Origin of the sequence: Heliobacterium mobile, from assembly GCF_009720735.1 — a bacterium.
Lineage (GTDB): Bacteria > Bacillota > Desulfitobacteriia > Heliobacteriales > Heliobacteriaceae > Heliobacterium > Heliobacterium mobile.
Genome location: NZ_WNKU01000009.1, coordinates 71736 through 92537, shown reverse-complemented (window position 1 = coordinate 92537; position 20802 = coordinate 71736). Strand labels below are relative to the sequence as shown.

The 20802-nt window shown below is 48.1% G+C and carries 20 protein-coding genes and 1 riboswitch; of the genes, 7 read left to right on the top strand and 13 right to left on the bottom strand.

The window, feature by feature from the left end; genetic code table 11:
• The first annotated feature begins 5 nt into the window (after positions 1-5).
• From GJ688_RS09620 to GJ688_RS09605, 4 genes are all read left to right on the top strand, one after another.
• Complete coding sequence (locus GJ688_RS09620; RefSeq protein WP_155476334.1) at positions 6-1562, top strand: sensor histidine kinase; 1557 nt, start codon at positions 6-8, stop codon at positions 1560-1562.
• A 102-nt stretch (positions 1563-1664) separates the two neighbouring features.
• Positions 1665-2771: a hypothetical protein gene (locus GJ688_RS09615; protein WP_155476333.1), complete on the top strand. Its 1107-nt coding sequence runs from the start codon at positions 1665-1667 to the stop codon at positions 2769-2771.
• A 181-nt stretch (positions 2772-2952) separates the two neighbouring features.
• Positions 2953-4335: an efflux RND transporter periplasmic adaptor subunit gene (locus GJ688_RS09610; RefSeq protein WP_170291840.1), complete on the top strand. Its 1383-nt coding sequence runs from the start codon at positions 2953-2955 to the stop codon at positions 4333-4335.
• A gap of 11 nt (positions 4336-4346) precedes the next feature.
• Positions 4347-7463 (top strand): efflux RND transporter permease subunit, encoded by a 3117-nt coding sequence (locus GJ688_RS09605; protein ID WP_155476331.1) that lies wholly within the window; start codon positions 4347-4349, stop codon positions 7461-7463.
• Positions 7464-7556: 93 nt separating this feature from the next.
• Here the strand turns inward: GJ688_RS09605 and GJ688_RS09600 are convergent, their stop codons facing one another.
• Positions 7557-7712, bottom strand: coding sequence for a DUF1540 domain-containing protein (locus tag GJ688_RS09600; protein ID WP_155476330.1), 156 nt, complete (start codon positions 7710-7712; stop codon positions 7557-7559).
• A 150-nt stretch (positions 7713-7862) separates the two neighbouring features.
• Here GJ688_RS09600 and GJ688_RS09595 point away from each other — a divergent pair, with 150 nt between their 5' ends.
• A complete protein-coding gene (locus tag GJ688_RS09595; RefSeq protein WP_155476329.1) occupies positions 7863-8081 on the top strand; it encodes a hypothetical protein in 219 nt (72 codons plus the stop codon).
• 517 nt (positions 8082-8598) lie between these two features.
• Here GJ688_RS09595 and GJ688_RS09590 read toward each other — a convergent pair.
• A complete protein-coding gene (locus tag GJ688_RS09590) occupies positions 8599-9102 on the bottom strand; it encodes a LysM peptidoglycan-binding domain-containing protein (RefSeq protein WP_155476328.1) in 504 nt (167 codons plus the stop codon).
• A 235-nt stretch (positions 9103-9337) separates the two neighbouring features.
• A riboswitch (cyclic di-AMP (ydaO/yuaA leader) is annotated at positions 9338-9473 on the top strand.
• Between the two features lie 159 nt (positions 9474-9632).
• Here GJ688_RS09590 and GJ688_RS09585 point away from each other — a divergent pair.
• A complete protein-coding gene (locus GJ688_RS09585) occupies positions 9633-11468 on the top strand; it encodes an APC family permease (protein ID WP_170291839.1) in 1836 nt (611 codons plus the stop codon).
• A gap of 55 nt (positions 11469-11523) precedes the next feature.
• Here GJ688_RS09585 and GJ688_RS09580 read toward each other — a convergent pair whose 3' ends face one another.
• The 4 genes from GJ688_RS09580 to GJ688_RS21025 form a co-directional block, all read right to left on the bottom strand.
• A complete protein-coding gene (locus tag GJ688_RS09580; protein ID WP_155476326.1) occupies positions 11524-11829 on the bottom strand; it encodes a hypothetical protein in 306 nt (101 codons plus the stop codon).
• Between the two features lie 16 nt (positions 11830-11845).
• Positions 11846-12694, bottom strand: coding sequence for a 4Fe-4S binding protein (locus GJ688_RS09575; protein ID WP_155476325.1), 849 nt, complete (start codon positions 12692-12694; stop codon positions 11846-11848).
• A gap of 213 nt (positions 12695-12907) precedes the next feature.
• Positions 12908-13618 carry a YetF domain-containing protein gene (locus GJ688_RS09570; protein WP_207708794.1) on the bottom strand — a complete coding sequence of 237 codons (711 nt, stop codon included), beginning with the start codon at positions 13616-13618 and terminating at the stop codon, positions 12908-12910.
• Positions 13619-13750: 132 nt separating this feature from the next.
• Positions 13751-13873 carry a hypothetical protein gene (locus GJ688_RS21025; protein WP_268892057.1) on the bottom strand — a complete coding sequence of 41 codons (123 nt, stop codon included), beginning with the start codon at positions 13871-13873 and terminating at the stop codon, positions 13751-13753.
• A gap of 396 nt (positions 13874-14269) precedes the next feature.
• On the opposite strand from GJ688_RS21025, the gene GJ688_RS09565 reads away from it, so the two are divergent.
• Entirely contained in the window at positions 14270-14629 is a 360-nt protein-coding gene (locus tag GJ688_RS09565) for a DUF2642 domain-containing protein (protein ID WP_155476324.1), read from the top strand.
• Here the strand turns inward: GJ688_RS09565 and GJ688_RS09560 are convergent.
• The 7 genes from GJ688_RS09560 to nifX all read right to left on the bottom strand — a co-directional run bounded on the left by GJ688_RS09560 (position 14626) and on the right by nifX (position 20735).
• Complete coding sequence (locus GJ688_RS09560) at positions 14626-15075, bottom strand: hypothetical protein (protein WP_155476323.1); 450 nt, start codon at positions 15073-15075, stop codon at positions 14626-14628. The two genes, GJ688_RS09565 and GJ688_RS09560, sit on opposite strands and share 4 nt — an antisense overlap.
• A gap of 16 nt (positions 15076-15091) precedes the next feature.
• Positions 15092-15670 carry a hypothetical protein gene (locus GJ688_RS09555; RefSeq protein ID WP_207708793.1) on the bottom strand — a complete coding sequence of 193 codons (579 nt, stop codon included), beginning with the start codon at positions 15668-15670 and terminating at the stop codon, positions 15092-15094.
• 428 nt (positions 15671-16098) lie between these two features.
• Positions 16099-17712, bottom strand: coding sequence for an ABC-F family ATP-binding cassette domain-containing protein (locus GJ688_RS09550; protein ID WP_155476322.1), 1614 nt, complete (start codon positions 17710-17712; stop codon positions 16099-16101).
• Positions 17713-17928: 216 nt separating this feature from the next.
• Entirely contained in the window at positions 17929-19056 is a 1128-nt protein-coding gene (gene nifV, locus GJ688_RS09545; protein WP_155476321.1) for a homocitrate synthase, read from the bottom strand.
• Positions 19057-19073: 17 nt separating this feature from the next.
• Positions 19074-19907, bottom strand: coding sequence for a radical SAM protein (locus tag GJ688_RS09540; protein ID WP_155476320.1), 834 nt, complete (start codon positions 19905-19907; stop codon positions 19074-19076).
• A 177-nt stretch (positions 19908-20084) separates the two neighbouring features.
• The gene (gene fdxB, locus GJ688_RS09535) at positions 20085-20351 is read right to left on the bottom strand and encodes a ferredoxin III, nif-specific (protein WP_155476319.1); all 267 of its coding nucleotides are present in this window, start codon (positions 20349-20351) and stop codon (positions 20085-20087) included.
• A gap of 12 nt (positions 20352-20363) precedes the next feature.
• Positions 20364-20735, bottom strand: coding sequence for a nitrogen fixation protein NifX (gene nifX, locus GJ688_RS09530; protein ID WP_155476318.1), 372 nt, complete (start codon positions 20733-20735; stop codon positions 20364-20366).
• Positions 20736-20802: the final 67 nt, after the last annotated feature.

Sequence of the window (20802 nt, the reverse complement as noted above, 5' to 3'; positions counted from 1 at the left end):
ATGAGATGCGGTTGCGGACAAAATTGTTATTAGGTTCATTCCTGATTATCCTCACCTTATCGGGTGTCTACCTGACCCTCTCCATGATAGCGACCAACACCATCTTTGACCGCTATGAAAATATGGTGCAAAAACAAATGGCCGATCAAATCCAAAATTCACTGGCGGAGTACTACCTGAATAACGGTGAAAGCTGGCGCGGTGTCGATCAATACATGCTCCCGCTGATGTCTCAACACCCGCAGCGGGATCGGCGCTTTATGCGGATCACTATGGTGCTTCTCGACGAGCATCGTGTGCCTATCGCGGCATGGCCTCGCGGCACGGAGGAACACTGGCAGGATATCGACCTACAAGAGAAGGGGACGATTACGCCTATCGTCGTCGAAGAGAGAGAGGTCGGCGGGCTTTGGATGCCTTATCGTAACCCCACCGGCATCGAAGGCATCCGGGCTAGAGTGTCCTCATCGCTGGTAGATACTTTTCTGGTTTCCATCTTGATCAGTTCGATAACTGCGATCGTCGTCACCTACCTGCTGGCCAGACGATTGACGAAGCCCTTATTACAACTGGCTTTGGCTGCCCAGGAGATAAAAAAACGACGCTTTGATTTACGCCTGCCCGTATCTTCTCAAGATGAAGTGGGTACCGTGACCAAGGCCTTTAATGAGATGAGCGAAGCGCTGCAACGAGGGGAACAAGTTCGAACCAACCTGGTGGCTGATGTGGCTCATGAGCTACGGACTCCGCTTACGGTGATCCAAGGTCAGTTGGAATCGATCCAACAAGGCGTTTTGCCGGCAGCGGTGGAGACCGTATTACCTATCCACGATGAAGTGATCCGGTTAAACCGCCTCGTCGACGAACTTCGCCAGCTCACGTTGGCCGAGGCGGGAAAACTGCCCTTGCGGCTGCTTCCAACGGATGTGAAAGCCTTATTACAGCGGGTTGTCGAGATTTTCTCAATTGAATCAGAACTTCGCCATATTCAATTGAAAATGAACTGTACTGAGGAAACTATTTTCATCACGGTAGATCCAGATCGACTGACGCAAATCATCGTCAACATCGTGGGCAATGCTTTGAACTATTCACCCCAAGGCGGGACGGTCCATATTGGCTTGCTAAAAGCTTCGTTACCGGAAGAAACTGACGGCGACTCGGTCATATCCTTCATCAACATGCATTTGAACGGGGAAGCAGAAGTAGAGCTTGCGCAGAATTACCAACTCCCGGAAACAGTGACAATGAGAAAAACTTCTTCCCTTAGCTCAAAAAATATACCCACGGAAACGGAGGGGATCGTTGTTTACGTGGCCGACGAGGGACCGGGGATTGCACCGGAACATCTGCCCCATGTGTTCGAACGCTTTTTCCGTTGCGACCCATCGAGGGGGCGAGAAACGGGAGGAAGCGGTTTGGGCTTAGCCATCGCCCGGGAATATGTGTTGGCTCACGGAGGCCGGATCGTCGCAGTAAACCGTAGGGAAAAGGGAAGTTGTTTTGCCTTTTTCCTCCCCCAAAAGCCGCCAGAGTCGGTTAATCGTGATGAACGATCTTGAAGAAATCTTAACATCTGCCAGAAACGAGCTTGAAACGGACAGGGTATCCTAAAGATGCTAAGGATATGTCCTTAGAAAACGAAGAAGTCAGAGGTGTTCATGATGAGTAAAAAATGGACAAAAGGCATGGTTTCGGTCGGTTTGATCGGTGCCCTCTTTTGCGGTGGTATCGTGGCCTACGCGGCGACAGATACGACCACCAGCGGTAACGGACAAGGATTTTCTTTCTCCCATCACTTCGGCTTTAAAGGGGAAAAGGGTAAATTCGAAGGTCGCGGTCATGGAGCTTTTCTAGGAGGTCCCTATGAAAAACATCTCGAAGATTTAGCCGCCATTTTCAGCATGGATAAAGATGCCCTGAAAAGGGAGCTCCAGAGCGGCAAAACGATTCTAGAGATCGCTCAAGAAAAAGGTGTCTCTAAAGACGATCTGATCACAAAATTGGTCTCCGCTGCCCAGGCCCAGATCGATAAAGCTGTCACCGACGGGAAACTGAGCAGCGATAAAGCGGCACAGATGAAAGAAAACTTGAAAGACCGGATCACCGCTATGGTCGAGAAAAAGTTTGAACCGGGCAAAGGTGATTTTAAAGGTAGCCCTATGGGAAAACACTTTGAAGGGCTCGCCGCTATTCTCGGCATGGAACAAAGTGCTTTAAAAACGGAACTCCAGAGCGGGAAAACGATTCTAGACATCGCTCAGGCCAAAGGCATCTCCAAAGACGATCTGATCGCTAAGATGGTAGCTGACGCCGAGACCCGTATCGATCAAGCGGTCAAGGATGGAAAACTGACGAGCGATAAAGCAGTCCAGATGAAAGCGAACCTGAAAGACCGGCTCATCGCCGCCGTGGAAAGAAAAGCCGATCCTTCCAAAGCTGACGGAAAGCGTGGCATGCTTGGCAATCATCTTCAAAAAGTGACTGAAATCCTAAACATGCAGCCGAATGAACTGAGGGACGAGATGAAAGCCGGCAAAAGCCTGGCTGAAATTGCTCAAAGCAAAGGAATTGCACCGGAAGACCTCAAAGCAAAACTGATTGAAGCGGCCAAACAAGATATCGATTCCCTCGTACAACAAGGGAAAATGACGCAAGAAAAGGCTGACCAAGTGAAGCAAGGCCTGGAAAAACGGATAGACGGGATGATCAACCATAAGCCCGGTACAAAAAAAGGTACGAAAACCCAGCAAGCCCAACCGGTTCAATAGTCGATAGGCTCACAGGAGACGACAAAGCTCTTTCGTAAAAACTTTTTCAATGGTTTATAGATTACAAAAAGGTCTTGATGAACCAAGACCTTTTCTTTTTTGCTTTTTGCCAACAATCTTATAAATTCCTTAACAACTTTGCCGTATAATCATGCTAGGACATTATGTGAGGTGGAGACATTTGCGGACAAAAGCGGCAGTTCTCGTACTGGCCTTATCGGTTCTAGCCACAACAACGGCCTGTGGAAAAACAGACAGCACCACCAAAAGCGCAGAAGCGCAAGTATCAGCGGTAAGTACAGCTCCCGTAACCCGAGAGGCACTTTCTGTTCCCCTCGTCGTAAGCGGAAAAATTGCTCCGACACAGGAGATCAATGTGGTTCCCAAGTCCTCCGGCAAGGTGGCCTATATAAATGGTGAAGTAGGCCAAGCGGTAGCCGCAGGCACACTGCTGTTACAACTGGAAAACAACGATATTCTAGCCAAGTTGGACTCGGCCCGTGCGTCCCTGGCAGCGAGCCAAGCCAACTTGGATCGGGCCAAACTTCAATTGGATAAGAACCAGATTCAGATTAACGATGCCAAGCGGAACTTAGACCGGAAAAAAACGCTCTATGATTCTGGTGCGACCCCATTGACCGATTTAGAGACGGCTCAAACAAACTACGATTCCGTGCAAAAAGATTATGACATGAATGTGGCATCTGTAGCTTCGGCTCAGGCCGCTGTGGAGCAAAACCAGGCAGCGATCCGGCAGAACGAAGTCGATTTAGAAAACACGCGTGTCATTACCCCCATCTCCGGTGTCATTTCCGCGAAGAACACCGATATCGGTGAATTCGTATCCACCAGCACTGCCCCTTTTGTAGTCATCGATCTACATACAGTAGAAGTTAACGGCAGCGTCAACGAAGACGACCTAAAATATATACAAAAAGGTATGGATGTAGATGTGATGGTCGCGGCGGTGTCTGGCCAGCCATTTAAGGGAAAAGTCGTCCGTATCAGCCCTGCTGCAGATGCCAAGACGAAAACCTATCCCATATGGATCGCCATTGATAACCCAGATGGGCAACTCAAAGAAGGAATGTTCGCCGAAGCCCATTTCCAAACGCAGAAGCGAGAAAACACCCTGGTCGTTCCAACCGATGCTGTCGTGGAACGGGGCGGACAAAAAGTGGTCTATGTCGCTGAAGGCGGAAAGGCTGTCGAAAGAAAAGTCACCGTCGGAATTACAGTAGAAAAGAAAACGGAAGTGCTCGACGGTGTGAAGGAAGGCGAACTGGTAATCACCTCCGGCCTGCAAACCATGCGTGATGGCATGCCGATTCGCGGAGACAAAGGTGGAAACGCGGAGGCCGATAAAGCTGCAAATGGAGATCCCGCTGCGCAAGGGAATCCCTCCGGCCGCAATAAAGGAGGCGCTGGGGGAGGACAAGGGGCGCAAGGGAACCGCAGCGGACAGGGTGATTCAAACGCCTCGGGCGATGGGAACGCTGCCGGCCAAGGTAAGCAAGGTTCTTCCGATGGTCAAGGCGCCGGTAAGCCTCAACAACAGCAGTAGGCGGGAAGAGAATGAATATAACCGATTTTTCAATTAAGCGTCCGGCCGGCATCACCATGATCGTGCTCTTTTTCGTGGTTCTCGGCATTTACAGTTTCAACCGAATCGGTGTTGAACTGCTACCGGCCATGAATACCCCCTACGTGACGGTCCAAGTGTCCTACGCGGGTGCCGGAGCCGAAGAAGTGGAGAAGCAGGTCCTGGAGCCTTTAGAAGATGCCGTATCTTCCGTGTCCAAACTGAAAAAAATCTCCTCCACAGCCAACCAGGGGAACGGCTTCATCGTCTTAGAGTTTGACATGACAGCCAATGCCGATCAAGCGGCCCTCGATGTGACCAAAAAAGTGGACTCCGTCAAAGGCCGTCTCCCCGACGGTGCTGACGACCCCATCGTCGTCAAAAGAGATATCAACGCCCAGCCCATTATGAGCCTTGGTGTCACCAGCGAAGGGATGTCTAAGGTCGAAACCTATCACTTGGCTGATGACGTGATCCGCGACCGGTTGCAGCGGGTCAATGGGGTGGCCGATGTAAGCATCTTCGGTGGGCGACAGAAGGAGATTGCTGTCGAGATCGATCCGCAAAAACTCTACAGCTATAACGTATCGCTCAACTCCGTCGTCAATAAGATCAAGTCTGAAAACGCCAACAGCCCCGCCGGGAAACTCTATCGAGATAAAGATTATGATTTGCGCATCCTCGGTGAATACCACAGCGTGAACGAGATCGAAAATCTAGGTATCGCTACGGCAGACGGTGCCATCATTCCGCTCAAGACCGTCGCGATCGTAAAAGAGCAGGTCAAAGAAGTTAAGAACATGACCCGCTTGAACGGTGATGAGTCTGTCGGTATTGAGATTCAAAAGCAAAGTGATGCCAGTGTGGCCGATGTCGGTGATGCATTAAAAGTAGAACTGGAAAAAATCCGTAAGGATTTACCGGGCGTCAACATCTTTATCGCGAATGATGCCTCCGACTATGTCCATAAAGCCTTAAACAATACGCAGATGAGTATCTTCGAAGGGATCTTGACCACCTCTGTAGCGCTCCTCTTCTTCTTGAAAGAGTGGAGGTCCATGGGGACGGTCTTACTCGCTATCCCCACATCGCTCATCGCCACCATTTTTGTCATGTACATGGCCAATTTCTCCTTCAACATGATGTCCTTAATGGGGATGGCCCTCTGTATCGGTATTCTGGTGGACGACTCCATCGTGGTTTTGGAAAACATCCACCGGCACTTGACGATGGGGAAAGATGCTGAAACAGCGGCCCGGGAAGGGCGGATGGAGATCGGCATGGCCGCTATCGCCATCACCCTTTGCGACGTCGTCGTCTTTCTGCCTATCGCCTTCATGCAAGGGATGGTGGGCCAATTCTTCCGTCAGTTCGGACTGACTATCGTTTTTGCCACGCTTTTTTCCCTCTTTGTCTCCTTTACCCTTACACCGATGCTATCGTCGAGACTCTTCAAGCGGGGATACCAGGAGAGCCATCACCCGTTCTGGCAGCGAGTCGATCGGTTCGGCTTGGCCTTTAAGGGGCGTTACGAAAAAATCCTGGATTGGTCCTTACGAAACAAGAAAAAAGTTTTGGCCGGCGCCCTGGTCATTTTTCTAGCCTCAATCAGCCTCATCCCTCTGAAATTAGTGGGTGCAGAATTCTTACCAAACAACGACGAAGGCAGTTTTACCGTATCGATAGAATTACCTATCGGCACCCCCTTTGAGGAAACCGATAAGGCGATCGCGAAAGCCGAAGCTTATCTGCGAACGATTCCAGAAGCGACCATGGTCCAATCCCGCTTCAGCGCAAACTCTGGTTCCGTCCAGGTGATGCTGCAGAATAAAAAAGAACGAAAGCGGACAGTCTGGCAAATCGGCGATGAAGTGCGCCAGTGGAGCCGGAAAAATTACGCCCCTGGTGTAGCACGAGTCAATGAGACGAGCTCTTCCATCGCTGGTATGCCTGGCGGAGGGCGCGGGCCCGGTGGCGGCGGCGGAAACGTATCCATCGAAATTTTAGGCTCCGATAATGACAAACTGATGCAGATTTCCGATGCGGTCATGGCGATCCTGAAAGAAACGGCGGGCTCGAAAGACGTCAACAGCAGTTGGCGGGTAGGTCAACCGGAAATTGAGACTGTGATCAACCGGGAACGCGTCAAATATTACGGTGCGTCGATCAGCGATATTTCCAGAGCTTTGCAGACCGGTATCAGCGGCAGCACGGCAGGCACCTATACCGAAAAGGGTGACGATATCGACATCAATGTCCGATTTAAAGACGGCGACAAAATGGATATTCAGAAACTCAAAAACGTCCCCGTCACTGTGGGGAGCCAGAATATCCCTCTCGGGAATCTGGTAGAATTCAAAGAAGGCACAGGCCCTCTGACGATCCGTCGCGTCGATAAACAGCGCAGCATTACGATCAGCTGCAATTTAACGGATCGCCCCTTACAAGACTTTGTCAGTGAGGTACAAGGTAAAATCAAGGCGCAAAACTTCGATCCTGCCTATACGGTTCGTTTTGCCGGTTCGGCACAGAGCATGAACGATACCTTTAGCCAGATGATCAGTGCCTTGGGATTATCGCTCATCTTGGTCTATATGGTGCTCGTTGTCTTGTATGAATCGTTCCTCACGCCTTTCATTCGGATGTTCTCTCTGCCATTAGGCTTTGTCGGTGCCTTGGTCGCCCTAGCGCTGACGAAAAACAGCCTCAACCTCTTCTCAATGATGGGTATCATCATGATGGACGGCTTGGTCGCTAAAAACGGTACCTTGCTGCTCGATTACTCACTCACGTTAGTCACTCGTGGATTACCTCCTCAGGAAGCGGTCATCGAAGCGGCGAAGACAAGGCTACGCCCCATCATTATGACCACGCTGACGATGGTCATCGGTATGCTGCCGACAGCCTTAGCGGTGGCCGAAGGCGCCGAGAACCGGGTAGGTATGGCCTGGGTCCTCATCGGCGGTCTGCTCAGTTCGACCTTCTTCACCTTGGTGATCATCCCGATCATCTTCATCTATTTGTACAACTGGAAAGAACGATTGGGCAACCGGCAGTGGCGCCTTCCCTGGAGTAAAGGGAAAAAGGAAGCTGCGGCGACAAAAGCGTAACCTTACCCTATAAAATGAGAAAAGACCAGTCGAAGCGATAAGACTTCACTGGTCTCTTTTTCTTCATAAAAGAGCCTATTAGCCCTATGGATCTTAGTGTTTTTTCGGAACAAAGGTTTCGCAAGCGGTATCGTCAGAGACGCTGGTCATGTGGTCTTTTACACGGGAGCGGACCTCAATGGTAGAAGCTTGACAAATCTCGCTCTTGTTGTAATGGCATTCTTCGACTCTACACTTGATTTGAGACATGGACTCACCTCCTCTCAGAGGTTATCCTGTCCAGATCATATTTGCCGGATACAGCTTTTTATTAGGGCGTAACTTTTTCGTCATGAAAATAAAAGAAAAACTTTCATGAATATATTTCGTAAAATGATAATCATGAGAGGAGGGCTTTTATTGCATTACTCGATTGTCAAAGAGGGGCATTTTAAAGATGAGGATATGCGAATCTGGGAAAGCCAAGTGAAAAAGGAGATCTTGATGGTAGACGCTGAAGCCAAGTTAAGTTTAACGTTTTTAACCAGCGATCATGTAAAAATTTACTTTTCTTCAGGAAAATCCTTAGAAGCCTTTCGACAGAGACTTATTGAATTTGGGACATGTAATAATATCTAATAGAAAAGGGTTGGCTAACGAAAAAAAGAACCGCCCGATATAGTATCGGCGGTCGAGTAGACGATCAATTCTCATGATTATCTCACTTTTACGAGAGCTCGTAACTATGTAGAATTTATCCATATAGCTGGTTAATATATGGCAAGGGCTGTTGCCGTATGTAGGAAAAGTGTGCTTTTCGCAGTGCCTGTTGAGAATTTTCCGAGCATAGGATGATCAAGTTATTTTCTGCATAAAGGCCGTAACGAACGTAATCGTTTCGGGTTCTTCGTACATCTATTTCCATATCGCTGAAGTCAATGATCTTGAATCCCTGCGACTCTCCCGGTGTTCGAACCATTAACCAAAACATAACATTTGTAGACAGAATTCTCGCTCCCTTCCGGTTGTTTTCTATAAATTTATACTAATATGCTAGCAGAAAGATTAAAAACTTTTGGTTAAAAACAAGTAAAATCTACGTAAATGTGAAAATGATATGAAAAAAGGAGCCAGGATATTATCCAAACTCCTTTTTTTATTCGTCAGAAATGGGTAGCACCAGACCATATCCTGTGAAGAGAACATCTGGAGAAAAGCCCGGGCGCCCTTGATTAGCTTTAACTACGGTATTGGTCGAGAGGCCAAATCGATTGGCAATAGCATAGAGCGAATCACCGGGGGATACTACATAGATCTGTACAGGTATTTTTAACAACTGATTTGGATAAATCAGATTGGGATTCTCAATTTGCGGATTCAACTGGTTCAAATTTTCCACAGTCGTCGAGAATCGACTAGCTATGGAATTCATACTATCGCCAGGCCTGACAAAGTAAAACACTTGTGTAGCCGGATTATAGAGATAGGGCACTATCAACAACTGTCCTGGGAAGATAAGCCCTGGATCTGTAAATGGCGGATAAAGTGCATTTAGTCTCTCGATCTGCTCAACCGTACTGCCTAGCCGTATTGCGATTAAGTAGGGCGTATCGCTAGGATCAACGGAATATAGGAAATGTGTACCCTCTGCTAATGGCATGACCCGAATCCCTCCTTCGACCCATCATATTCGTCGAAAGAGAATTCAGTGTATTGCAAAAGGTTAATGGTAGATATTTACCCCGTAACCTATGAAAAACTACGATAAACGGAGATATGGTAAGATCAGAAGCCAAAAACTTCTTTGGGGACCAGTCAGGTCTATGTTCCATTGTATTTCTAATGAATTCTGCTTTTGCATAATGATTCGTAGAGGTCTATACTTCATCTCAATTAAATATTCTAAGCCGAGTTTCGACGTTGTCGAAAGCGGGGGAACCGTTTCTTGGGGCTAATCTTTCTGACGAAGAGAGAGGGATGATCTCACCGTCCTGCCCGTCAGCTAACCTCGTAGGCTGTTGGGGAGTGTTATTTCCATAAATAACATTCATGAAGGCAGCCTCTAAAATTGGTCTGTCTTTTTTTTATGAAAAAGCCATTTTCATGATAGCCTGTGGCCCAATGGGCCATGAACGTTTTATTTTCTGAAAAGCGACTACCATTATGTAATTGATCGGGAGGAAGCCTGACGTGGTTCAACGTTCAATAAAGCGGTTACTATTCGGAAGACCTTTACACAACCGCGAATTGTCCCATGAAAAGTTACCGAACTGGAAGGCATTGCCTATATTTTCCTCTGATGCGCTTTCATCCATTGCTTACGGACCGGAGCAAGTGATTCTCGCTCTGACAGCAGCGAGTGCCTTTGCATACGGTTTTGTTCCCTACGTGTCGGTGGGAATCCTGGTCTTGTTGGCTGTCGTAACCCTGTCCTATGTCCAAGTGGCCCGTGCAAACCCCGGCGGCGGAGGCTCCTATTCGGTGGCCAGAGGGAATCTGGGGGAATTCCCAGCCTTAATCGCCGCAGGTTCTCTCGTCGCCGACTACTGTTTAACCGTCGCCGTTTCTATTTCCTCCGGTACCGATGCTTTAGTGTCTGCCTTTCCTCAATTGAATCCCATCCGACTGGGCATCGATTTGTTTGTACTCTTTGGCATTTTGATGGTGATCAACTTGCGAGGCGTTCGCGAGTCGGCGAACGCTTTCGTCTATCCCACATACGCCTTTATTTTTGGGATCGCTGCGCTGATTGTAACAGGTATCTATCAGGCGCTCTCAGGGATTCAACCGGTCCTGCCTCCGGCATCGTTAGAAAAGCAGTGGACCGCTGGAATGCTTTTCGTCCTGTTGAGGGCTTTCTCTAATGGTTGCAGTTCCATGACCGGTATCGAGGCGATTTCCAATGGTGTGCCGAACTTCAAGGAACCTTCGGCAGAGAACGCCCGGATTACGACCTATTGGATGTCCTTTGTACTTGGAACCATGTTCGCAGGAATCTCCTTTCTGATGATGCATTTTCATATCTTGCCGATGGAAAACGTGACGGGTTTATCACAGATCGCCGAAGCGACTCTCGGAAGAAACTGGGCCTACTATTACATCCAATTCACCACGATGATCATTCTATACTTGGCAGCCAATACGGCCTATAATGGGCTTCCGCCCTTGTTGTCCATTCTAGCGACAGATGGCTATATGCCGAGATACCTCTCGGCTCGGGGGGACAGACTGGCTTTTACGAACGGGATCCTATTCCTGACTTTTGCCGCTGCCTTCCTGATCGTTGTTTATCATGGCAATACAGAGCACTTGATCTCGCTCTATGCCATCGGCGTTTTCCTCTCCTTTACCATCGCTCAAACAGGGATGGTCATTCACTGGAGAAAAGAGGGCGGTGCCGGGGCAAAAAGCCGGGCACTCGTAAACGGGATCGGTGCGGTAATCACTGGGATCGTCGTCGTGGTTATCGTGATCTCAAAATTCGTTCACGGAGCTTGGATGATACTCGTCTTCATTCCGGCGGCCATATTCGTGTTCAAAAAGATTAAAAATCATTATCTTGCGGTGAGCGACCAACTGGGTGTGAACTGGAACGAGGTTGGTTTACCTAGACCGGAACGGAAACATATCGTCATTGTACCGATCGCAGGCGTGAACAGGGTGGTTCAGAATACGATCGATTACGCAAAGGTTCTGGGTGGAGAAGTTCACGCTGTATATATTTCTACCGATTCGGAGCAAATCGGTAAAGTTCTCGAACGATGGAATCGTTGGAAGCCCAATATCGATTTGAAGATCATTGAATCCCCCTACCGAACGATTATCGCCCCGCTCGTCAGCTACATCGACCGGATTGACAAAAAGAATAACCCTAACGATTTCATCACCGTATTGATTCCCGAGTTTGAAACCAAAAAGTGGTGGCACCGCTTGCTGCATAACCAGACAGGATGGATGCTGAGAACGGTCCTGTTGCTTTATCGGGATGTAGTCGTCACGGTGGTACCTTTTAAGCTGGTAAAATAATCATCAAAAAAGCGCGTAACCCCATGAGCCAGGGTTCACGCGCTTTTTTATTCTATTATTTGAACAATCTTTGCTTAAATTCTTCCGTAGATAGCCCGCGCTCGGAGGCAAGTTCCTTTAAAGATTTCGCATCGTTCGTATCGACGGGTAAGGTCAGACGCTCTTTTACTTCACCGACAGGTATTTTCATCGCTTCGGATACTTGTTTTAAGGTCATCCATCCCCGGATATCCTCGCTGAACATGACTGTTACAGGGATGGTTTGCTTTGTGACCCAGAAATTTAGAGACATTGCTCCGCCGATGACAGAGAGGAAGATGATCAAAACGGTAAAGCCGTACTGTATTTTACCGACTCGCATAAAATACCTCCTTTCTTCAACGACGATAGTCCACTGAATGAGGTATAGGGGGTGAAGGATTCTTACCGGATTCTAAGATCAAAGCCTCCGGTTTCGGGCAATTTTCCATGCATTGAAGACAGCGAATACAGTCCCCGCCGGTGTTTTGGACGTGGGCCACGTCGATGCCCATGGGACAGGACTTATTACAAAGATTACAACCTATGCAATGAGAGGACTGTCTTTTTAACTTTATGATGCTTAGCGGGCTGAGCAGTGAGAACAATGCGCCTAAAGGGCATAGGTATTTGCAAAAGAATCTTTCGATAAAAATAGATAGGATCGATAACAAAAGGAGTATGACTAAACCGGGAGATAATTCAAACTCGAATCCGAAGAACGCTTTGAAGGGATCGTGGATCTCAAACCATAGTTTATCGGTGGATATGGTCATGTAAAGGATGAGTGCTAAGAGGACGAAGCGTAGATACCGTAGAGGTCTATCGATGTGTACCGGTAAAGGGAATTGTTTTCCGAAGAGCCTTTTCCCGATAATGCCGATCCATTCTTGCAAGGCGCCAAATGGACAGATCCAACCGCAGAAACTCGCCCCTGTGAGGAGCGTTACCAAGACGGCAGCCGTGAGCAGCACCAAGTTAGAAAGATTCGTTTTTTGCAGAAACTGCCCTTTCGTTACGTAACTCCACAGTGTTTCTACACCGCCGAAAACACAATAGCTATCGAGGGGAGGACTTCCCTGTGGCCCCCCTCCGACGATCTGGTGACGGATACCGAAATACCCCATTAACATGACGAATCCGATGAGTGATGCATTTCTAAGTAATGACATTCGGCGCGTGGGGTGGAAGATGCTATGCTTATTCATAACACCGCCTCCTTCAAAACGGCTATCATCCTGTATCTAGGGTAACTCAAAGAAGTGACGATCTGATGACGGTCACGTTACAGTTATGTGACAGGTTAAAGCAAGCGATTTTTCTAGGACAAGAAAGCCGAAAAACCATAGCGAAACATAAAACCCTCTAACCTTTCGGAAAGGCAGAGGGTTCAAGAGGAAACTATGAACCAGCAACCGGGGCTAATCATGGATTTTCCGGTTGAATTCGTTGGTATCATTCTTCATGTCTATATAGAGGGTCCCGTCAGTTTCTAAGCTGGCATAAAATACATCTTCAACCTGGTTTATCCCTTTTTCTCGAAGTTGTTTGTACAGCCAGGAAAAACTCAGGTTATTTTGACGAAGGTTTTGTTCCAGGAGATCTCCGTCCTTAATAATTTCCGAAGCTAGACCCATATAGGATGTTGGCTTCCGCAAATCTTTCATCGTAACCGGCTGGTATTGTGTTTTTTTTAATACGCTTAGATGACCGTGTGGTTCGAGAATGGCAAATTCAACTTCCGTTAAGTTGAAGACTCCCTTTTCGCGCAGTTGCATCTCTAAGTCATTGATGTTGTATCTTACCTTTGCCATGTTTGCTTCTAAAATCTTTCCGTTTTGTATGACCACGACCGGGTTTCCATCTAGAATTTTTCTCATACTTAGACTCTTGAGGGTCAACTTATCGATAGATATCGCAAAAATGATGATAAAAATAGGGGCTAATAAGACCCACCAGCCGTGCAACTCACGAGAAATAAATTGAGCCGATATGGCTCCGATGACGATGGACGTTGCGAAGTCAAAATAGGTCATTTGCGAAATCAATTTTTTACCTGCAATTCTTGTTAACAACATAAGCAAGAGAAATATAACTATAGAACGAATCAATGTGAAAAAGAGTATTTCCATGTCTTTATACCTCCTCAGAGTAATAGTTTGTTATTTGGAATAGCTATTTATGCAAAGAACAATTAAGTCCGGGAGAGAACCTAAAAAAAGCGTGAACCCCAAGGGGCTCACGCTTTTTTCGCTTTAATAGAATTAGTAAGCACCAAAGCCAAGGCCAAAACCGGTGCCGAGGATGGCGATAATGATGATCAAGATGGCCAAAGCGACGATGCTATTGCCGATATAGCCACCACCGGTAGTTCCGCATGCCCCCATGTTTCCTGCCTCCTTTCATGAACAACAGAGAGTACTTACATCATTAGAGATTGCCGAAATAACTGGCATTACCCGGCGTAGCCAACACCGATAATCGCGGGATAAAATGCGCCGATGATGATGAGAGCGATCACAAGACCGACTACAGTTGGGAATCCCACATAACCACCCACTACAGCAGCACCCATATTCGTTCCTCCTTTCAGACTTGACTGGGATTTACCTACAATCCCAATTTATGGGCAGTATGCTGAAATGGTTACAGATCATATTCCTTCCTAAAGAGATAACCCGGCAGCTTACGGTCGCGACTTAACCTGGGGCATTGATCGCAGAATGAGCCAAGTTGTCTCCGGCATACCTATAGGGTAAGATTTTTAGGGAGGGATATGTTTCATGGATAAGGAATGCGAAAGTTCCATCAAGCCCCAGGACGTTCCAGTATGCCTGCATCCGATCGTTCAACCAGCTTACGTGAACCAGATGCCGGCTTTGTGTACACCGATTCATACGGTTCCGGTAGTTCCACAACCGAATCAATATGTAACCGTAATCGAGCCCGTTTTTATCGATCATATCAGCCGACATAACGGTGAACAAATGGTTGTAATGACGACAGCTGGCAAGGTGGAAGGGGTATTGACTGGTGTGGCGACGGATCATATTCAACTGAATATCGGAAACGACAGGGCAATTCACCTTCGGATTGATCAGATCGTGTATTTTGAGGGTTTTCCCATTTCATATCGCCCTTAATGCTGAATAAACCCGATCCCTTGTGGGTTATGGTTTTCAAGAACAGTAGAAACCCAATCAAACTGTTTTTCTGAACAAGAAATCATAACAACTACGGTGGACTTTGCTTGCCGATTCCCTTTTTTATTTTTTCGGAAGGCAAGGTCAAGGAGGAGTCCCAAAATAGATCCAACGGTTAGCCCCATTAGCCCCCAAATAATTGGACCCCAGGTCCAAACATAACCAAAAATAACGCCAAGAACCATGAATGCTGACCCCGAAACAGTGGCACCATCAAATACACTGATACCATCTGCTGCGTAGATGCTATCCATGATTTTCCCTTGGCTTGTATTTACCTTCAGCGGAACGGCGAGGATATGGTCTCTTGTAATTCCTTTTTCTTCGAGCTCAGTGATTGCCATTTCTAAAAATAATGACTGTTCAAAAGCAGCGACGACATACATGACAAACAACTCCAGGCTATATAGGCAACTTAAAGTTTTTACTCTGGTATTTTAACCTCAGAAATTGAGCTTGTTCGTACTCAAATAACTTATTGTACTCCACCGTATGAACGAAGGAATCATAAATGGCAAAACAGTATATAGATGGCATAAAAATAAGCCATTGAGGGTCTACAATGATTTTCACCTGTTCGAAGGCACCCATCGCTGTGTAATGGACACCCTCCATAAGATGTGAAAAGTAAGTAATCGCAATCCACCATACCAATACAAAAAAACCTGTCGGTAACCTGTGAGTATATAGATGCCCTAAGCCTGGCATAAAAACAGACCATGCTACGGCTACCCAGGGATTCCGTTTGTCAAAATAATTGATCTCAATCGCATCCATCTTAAAGGGAACGATAGGAGATTGTTCTCTTTGGGCGAGAATGGTGAACTTATTTAAGTCCACAGTGGAACGATAGCTATCCCAAAGGGCATATACGAAAACCCCTGCATATAACAGCAGCCATCGAATGTTTACCGTCTCTTTGGCGAGACTAAACTGACCTGTAAAAGAGTAAAGGATGGCTAAGTTTAGTTTTGATTCCACGTTAATAACAATCTCCCAAATGATCAAAAGAAATCATTTTACATAACTTCCCATGAATATCTGTCCGAAACCGGGGAAGAGTGCTGAAAGCCAGACTGTAACCCAGGGATTCCGTAGATGGATGTGATTGGTAGCTATAGTGGAAACGTATGCCAACGGTCTCCGGATATTTTTTTTCGAAGGAGCTTTAAACATGCTGACTGCTAACTTCCTCACAACGTATTCTTTGATATTATGGATGATTTAGGTTAAGTTATTCACCGGTTGGGGTTTAATCTTGGTGATAATCACGAAGAGAGAACTTTGAGAGTAGAGCATTTTCAGTAAAAAAATTAGCGTGATCCAAGATTATGGATCACGCTAATTTCGTTTATGAGTTAGTGTATTTTAAGGAAATAACAGTCCAAAGCTAACCAATGAATACCTTATTACACGGCCCCTTCAGTGGCCCGTATGGCTGTTTGATACTCCAGATACTCGTCAAAGGTCATCAGTTTATCGACAAGCCCGTCCGGTGTAATCTCGATGATCCGGTTGGCAACGGTTTGGGTGAATTGATGGTCTTGCGAGACAAAGAGGAGGGTGCCATCGAAGCTCATCAGACCGTTGTTCAGCGCAGTGATGGATTCGAGGTCTAAGTGGTTCGTCGGTTCGTCCATGAGCAGGACGTTGGCGCCGCTAAGCATCATACGGGAGAGCATGCAGCGGACCTTCTCACCACCGGAGAGAACAGAAGCTTTTTTCAGAGATTCTTCTCCGGAGAAGAGCATCCGGCCGAGGAAGCCTCGGACAAAACCCTCTTCCTGGTCCTTGGAGAATTGGCGAAGCCAGTCGATGAGGTTGAGGTCGCAGTTTTCAAAATAAGCTGAGTTGTCTTTCGGGAAGTACGCTTGGGAGGTCGTGATTCCCCATTTGAACTCGCCGCTGTCCGCTTCCATTTCACCCATGAGGATCTGGAAGAGGGTCGTCTTGGCGAGACCATTGGGGCCGACGAGGGCGATTTTATCACCTTTGTTGACGGTAAAGGAGATGTTGTTCAAGACCTTTTCCCCGTCAATCGTTTTGCACAGATCGGTCACCGTAAGCAGGTCGTTACCGGCTTCCCGATCAGACTTAAAGACAATATAGGGGAATTTACGGTTCGAGGGTTTAATATCGTCGACAGTGATTTTGTCGAGGAGTTTTTTACGGGAAGTGGCCTGGCGAGATTTGGAAGCGTTCGCACTAAAGCGGCGGATGAACTGCTCCAATTCCTTGATTTTTTCTTCCTTCTTCTTGTTGGCGTTCCGGGCCAACTGCAGCGCTAACTGGCTGGATTCATACCAGAAATCGTAGTTCCCCATGTAGAGTTGGATTTTGCCGAAGTCGATGTCGGCGATCTGGGTACAGACCTGATTCAAAAAGTGGCGATCGTGGGAGACGACGATAACGGTACCTTTGAAATCGGCCAGGAAGTTTTCCAGCCAGGAGATGGAATCCAAGTCCAGGTGGTTCGTCGGTTCGTCGAGCAGAAGGATATGGGGGTTGCCAAAGAGGGCCTGGGCGAGCAGGACGCGCAGTTTGGCGTTGGCTTCCAGTTCCTTCATGGTTTTATAGTGCAGTTCGTTGGAGATGCCCAGACCGGTCAGCAGACCAGCCGCTTCGGATTCAGCGTCCCAGCCGTTGAGTTCGGCGAACTCGCCTTCCAATTCAGCGACGCGCATGCCATCTTCTTCAGAGAAATCGGGTTTGGCGTAGATGGCGTCCTTTTCCTCCATGACCTGATAGAGGCGGCTGTGACCCATGATGACGGTCTTGATGACTTCAAATTCATCGAACTCAAAATGGTTCTGTTTGAGCACGGCCATGCGCTCGCCGGGAGTGATGACGACCTCGCCGCTGCTCGGTTCGATTTCACCGGAGAGGATTTTTAGAAAGGTCGATTTGCCGGCACCGTTGGCGCCGATGAGGCCGTAGCAGTTTCCGGGCGTAAACTTGATGTTTACATCTTCAAATAAGGCCCGTTTGCCAAACCGAAGGGTCAGATTCTGGGTTGCGATCAATTGAAATACCTACTTTCCTTTACTTCTTGTCTAACGTACTATCCTATATTCGCTTCTCGTCGCAGATTGACGATTCACAAAAACTCCCCAGGCCTGAAGCCTGGGGAGTGAAAGTGACTATAGCCCAGATGGAGCGAAACCATCATGAGTCGCACAATATATAGTATAACTCAAAAAAAGCCAACCTGCAAAGGGTAGATGTAACCGTTTGAATCGCTATTTAACGATTTGTTCGTCTACGACAATTTCCAAGATGTCTTGGCGTCGGAGGGGACGTTTGAGGATTTGGCTTTTTAGACGAACCTTTTGGATCAAGTGATCCAACATTGTTGGATCCATCTCAAGATTGAGCGTTTGCATGACCTGTACAAGTGATTTTTTCCCGCTGTATTTGCCTAAGGCGATGCGATGCTTGCGGTTGATATACTCGGGAGGCAGGCCTTCGTAGTTTCCTTTATCCTTGCGTAAGCCATCGACATGGATGGCGGAAGCATGGGTGAAAGCATAGCGGCCGACGACCGGTTTCGCCAGCGGAATCGGTCGTCGGGTGATCCGACTTACTAGCTGGCAAAGGCTCTGCAGTTTTGTCATTTGAATATGGGTATCGGCGTTGCAGCATTGCCGCAACGCCACGGCCACCTCTTCCAAAGGTGCGTTCCCGGCTCGTTCCCCGAGACCACAGACGGTGACACTGGCAGCTTTTGCACCGGCTTGGATTGCGGCAATCGTATTGGCTGTGGCCATGCCCAAGTCGTTGTGGGCGTGGATTTCCAAGGGTATCGTCAATGATGTGGTCAAGCGGTCGAATAGCGTAAAGGTTCGAATGGGGTCGAGGACACCGAGTGTATCAGAGACGCGCATGCGGTTGGCTTTGAGACGCTGAGCTTCCAAGCCTAAGCGGATGAGAAAGTCTGTATCGGCCCGGCTGGCATCTTCCAACCCTATGCATACATAGAGACCTTCTTGCTTGGCCCGGTAAAGGCATTTACCCAACGTCTCAAGGACCCATTCACGGCTTTGTTGAAGCTTCCGCCGAATCTGTTGATCGGAAGAGGGAACGGAGATGGCTACCGCTCGGACCCCAGTCTTCAAACTTGCTTCCAGATCATCGATCACCGCTCGGTTCCAAGTGGTCAAGCGAACAGGGAGGTTCAAAGCGACGAGGCGGGCGATGGTCGCTTGTTCGTCTTCGCCCATGGCCGGAACCCCCGCCTCGATCTCATGAACTCCCGCTTCCACCAGCGCACGGGCGATTGATTCTTTTTCTTCCGGCGAGAAGGCGGCACCGGGGGATTGCTCCCCGTCCCGCAAAGTTGTATCCATCATCCATACCCGTTGGCCCATGGCTATGCCTCCTACTCCTATATGATGCCGATGGCGTCAGCTCGGCATTGGCGACAGTGAGACAGTTGCGGCAAAATCGCTTCTGCCTGCCGCCGGTAGGTGCGCATTTCCTCTGGACTCGGCGGTTGGACGTCAGCGAAGATTCCCTGGTTGATCAACGGCATCAGGTTGAGAATAGAGGCTCCTCGAGCTCTAACTTCCCAAGCCAGTTCTTCCAGGTGTTTGTCATTCAGTCCTGGGATGACGACGGTGTTGACCTTGACGGTCAAGCCTGCTTGAGCTGCCAATTCGATACCGAGCAACTGTTGCTCTAAGAGGATCTGGGCACCCATTTCGTCAGCCAGCTTGCGGCCTTGCCAGCGAACATACCGGTAGATCTGGGCGCCGACAGCCGGATCCAAGGTATTCAAGGTGACCGTCACATGGGATACACCGCAGCGGAGCAGGTCGGTCAACCGCTCAGCCAGCAGCAACCCGTTTGAGCTGATGCAGCGGATGAGATGGGGGTGATGCTCTTGGATGAGTTCCAAAGTGGTATAGGTCGCCGGGTTGGCTAGAGGCTCTCCAGGGCCGGCGATGCCGACGACTTGCAGGTAAGGACCGATGTCTGAAGCCAAGGCTTGCTCTACGCGCCAGAGGGCCTGCTCAGGAGTAATCACTCGGCTGGTAACGCCAGGCCGTGACTCATTGGCACAATCGAATTTACGTACACAATAACCACAGGCAATGTTACAACCAGGAGCGACAGGCAGATGAATCCGTCCTGATTTTCCGTGGCCATGAGGTGAAAAACAGGGGTGCTTGGACACATCTTTCGTTGAATTTCCTCCGCAAGAACCAGTGCAACCCATGTTGCCACCTCCTAATTTCTATGACATATTTCAAAGCTTTTTTAACCGCATATTTCTAAGCTTTAATAACTGCATATTTGAAGCTGTATAGTGTTTGAGTAAATCTGCTATGTTCTCGTTTTTTACTTGTTTGATAAGAATGAACTTCTGTCTGGAATGATTACCGATTGTGAATGATCAAATCTTTTTCGGTTCTAAGGAGATACAGCGCTTGGCGCAAGTACGGGAACAAGCCTGACAGCCGATACAGCGGTCTTTATTGGAGATCTCAGCGACCATCCGCAGCATATCGTCCTCATCTTCAAACTCAGCCAATCCGAGGACCTGTTGAGCGCAAACTTTGATGCAACGTCCACAACCCATGCATTTCGCGGGATCGATGGAATTAATAAACTGAGGCGTCCACTCTTGTCCTCCAAAAGTTAAACCAGTCACGAAAGCCATATTTGTTTCCTCCTAATTATTTTTTTCTTGTTGTAACCGTTTCCGCAACCAAGGCGGGGGGGAACCGGCCAGCAGAGTTTGCAACCGATTCAGTTCGTCTTCGATGGGAGTTCCTTCAGAGACTTTCAAGGGATGAATATTCGATTGGACCAACCGGGCTGCCGCTGGTCCACCGATGGCGGTACAGTAGACGACGGCACAATCGGAAATGATCTGCAGGCGGCCTTCAATCTTGTCTTCATCGGGAGTGAATTCTTTGGGGCAGTAGACCGTTCCTTTGGAGAGAATTTCTTCGGCTGTAACATCATAAACGGCAAAGGCACTGGCGAGCCCGAAGTGAGCATCGACAAATTTCTGACTTTCTGTGGCAAAGGCAACGAGCATGGGGGACACCTCCTCGAAAAACTAGCAGAACTGTTATCGCCCCCAAAAAGGCGATTAGATGCTCAGG

Coding starts and splice junctions, on each gene's coding strand:
- GJ688_RS09620 (WP_155476334.1), top strand. CDS start 6: ATGCGGTTGCGGACAAAATTGTTATTAGGTTCATTCCTGATTATCCTC.
- GJ688_RS09565 (WP_155476324.1), top strand. CDS start 14,270: ATGGATAAGGAATGCGAAAGTTCCATCAAGCCCCAGGACGTTCCAGTA.
- GJ688_RS09590 (WP_155476328.1), bottom strand. CDS start 9,102: ATGCCATTAGCAGAGGGTACACATTTCCTATATTCCGTTGATCCTAGC.
- nifV (WP_155476321.1), bottom strand. CDS start 19,056: ATGGGCCAACGGGTATGGATGATGGATACAACTTTGCGGGACGGGGAG.
- GJ688_RS21025 (WP_268892057.1), bottom strand. CDS start 13,873: ATGGGGGCATGCGGAACTACCGGTGGTGGCTATATCGGCAATAGCATC.
- GJ688_RS09600 (WP_155476330.1), bottom strand. CDS start 7,712: ATGTCTCAAATCAAGTGTAGAGTCGAAGAATGCCATTACAACAAGAGC.
- GJ688_RS09605 (WP_155476331.1), top strand. CDS start 4,347: ATGAATATAACCGATTTTTCAATTAAGCGTCCGGCCGGCATCACCATG.
- nifX (WP_155476318.1), bottom strand. CDS start 20,735: ATGCTCGTTGCCTTTGCCACAGAAAGTCAGAAATTTGTCGATGCTCAC.
- GJ688_RS09540 (WP_155476320.1), bottom strand. CDS start 19,907: ATGGGTTGCACTGGTTCTTGCGGAGGAAATTCAACGAAAGATGTGTCC.
- GJ688_RS09560 (WP_155476323.1), bottom strand. CDS start 15,075: ATGTATGTCGTCGCTGCTTTTGAACAGTCATTATTTTTAGAAATGGCA.
- GJ688_RS09570 (WP_207708794.1), bottom strand. CDS start 13,618: ATGGAAATACTCTTTTTCACATTGATTCGTTCTATAGTTATATTTCTC.
- fdxB (WP_155476319.1), bottom strand. CDS start 20,351: ATGGCTTTCGTGACTGGTTTAACTTTTGGAGGACAAGAGTGGACGCCT.
- GJ688_RS09615 (WP_155476333.1), top strand. CDS start 1,665: ATGAGTAAAAAATGGACAAAAGGCATGGTTTCGGTCGGTTTGATCGGT.
- GJ688_RS09580 (WP_155476326.1), bottom strand. CDS start 11,829: ATGCGAGTCGGTAAAATACAGTACGGCTTTACCGTTTTGATCATCTTC.
- GJ688_RS09575 (WP_155476325.1), bottom strand. CDS start 12,694: ATGAATAAGCATAGCATCTTCCACCCCACGCGCCGAATGTCATTACTT.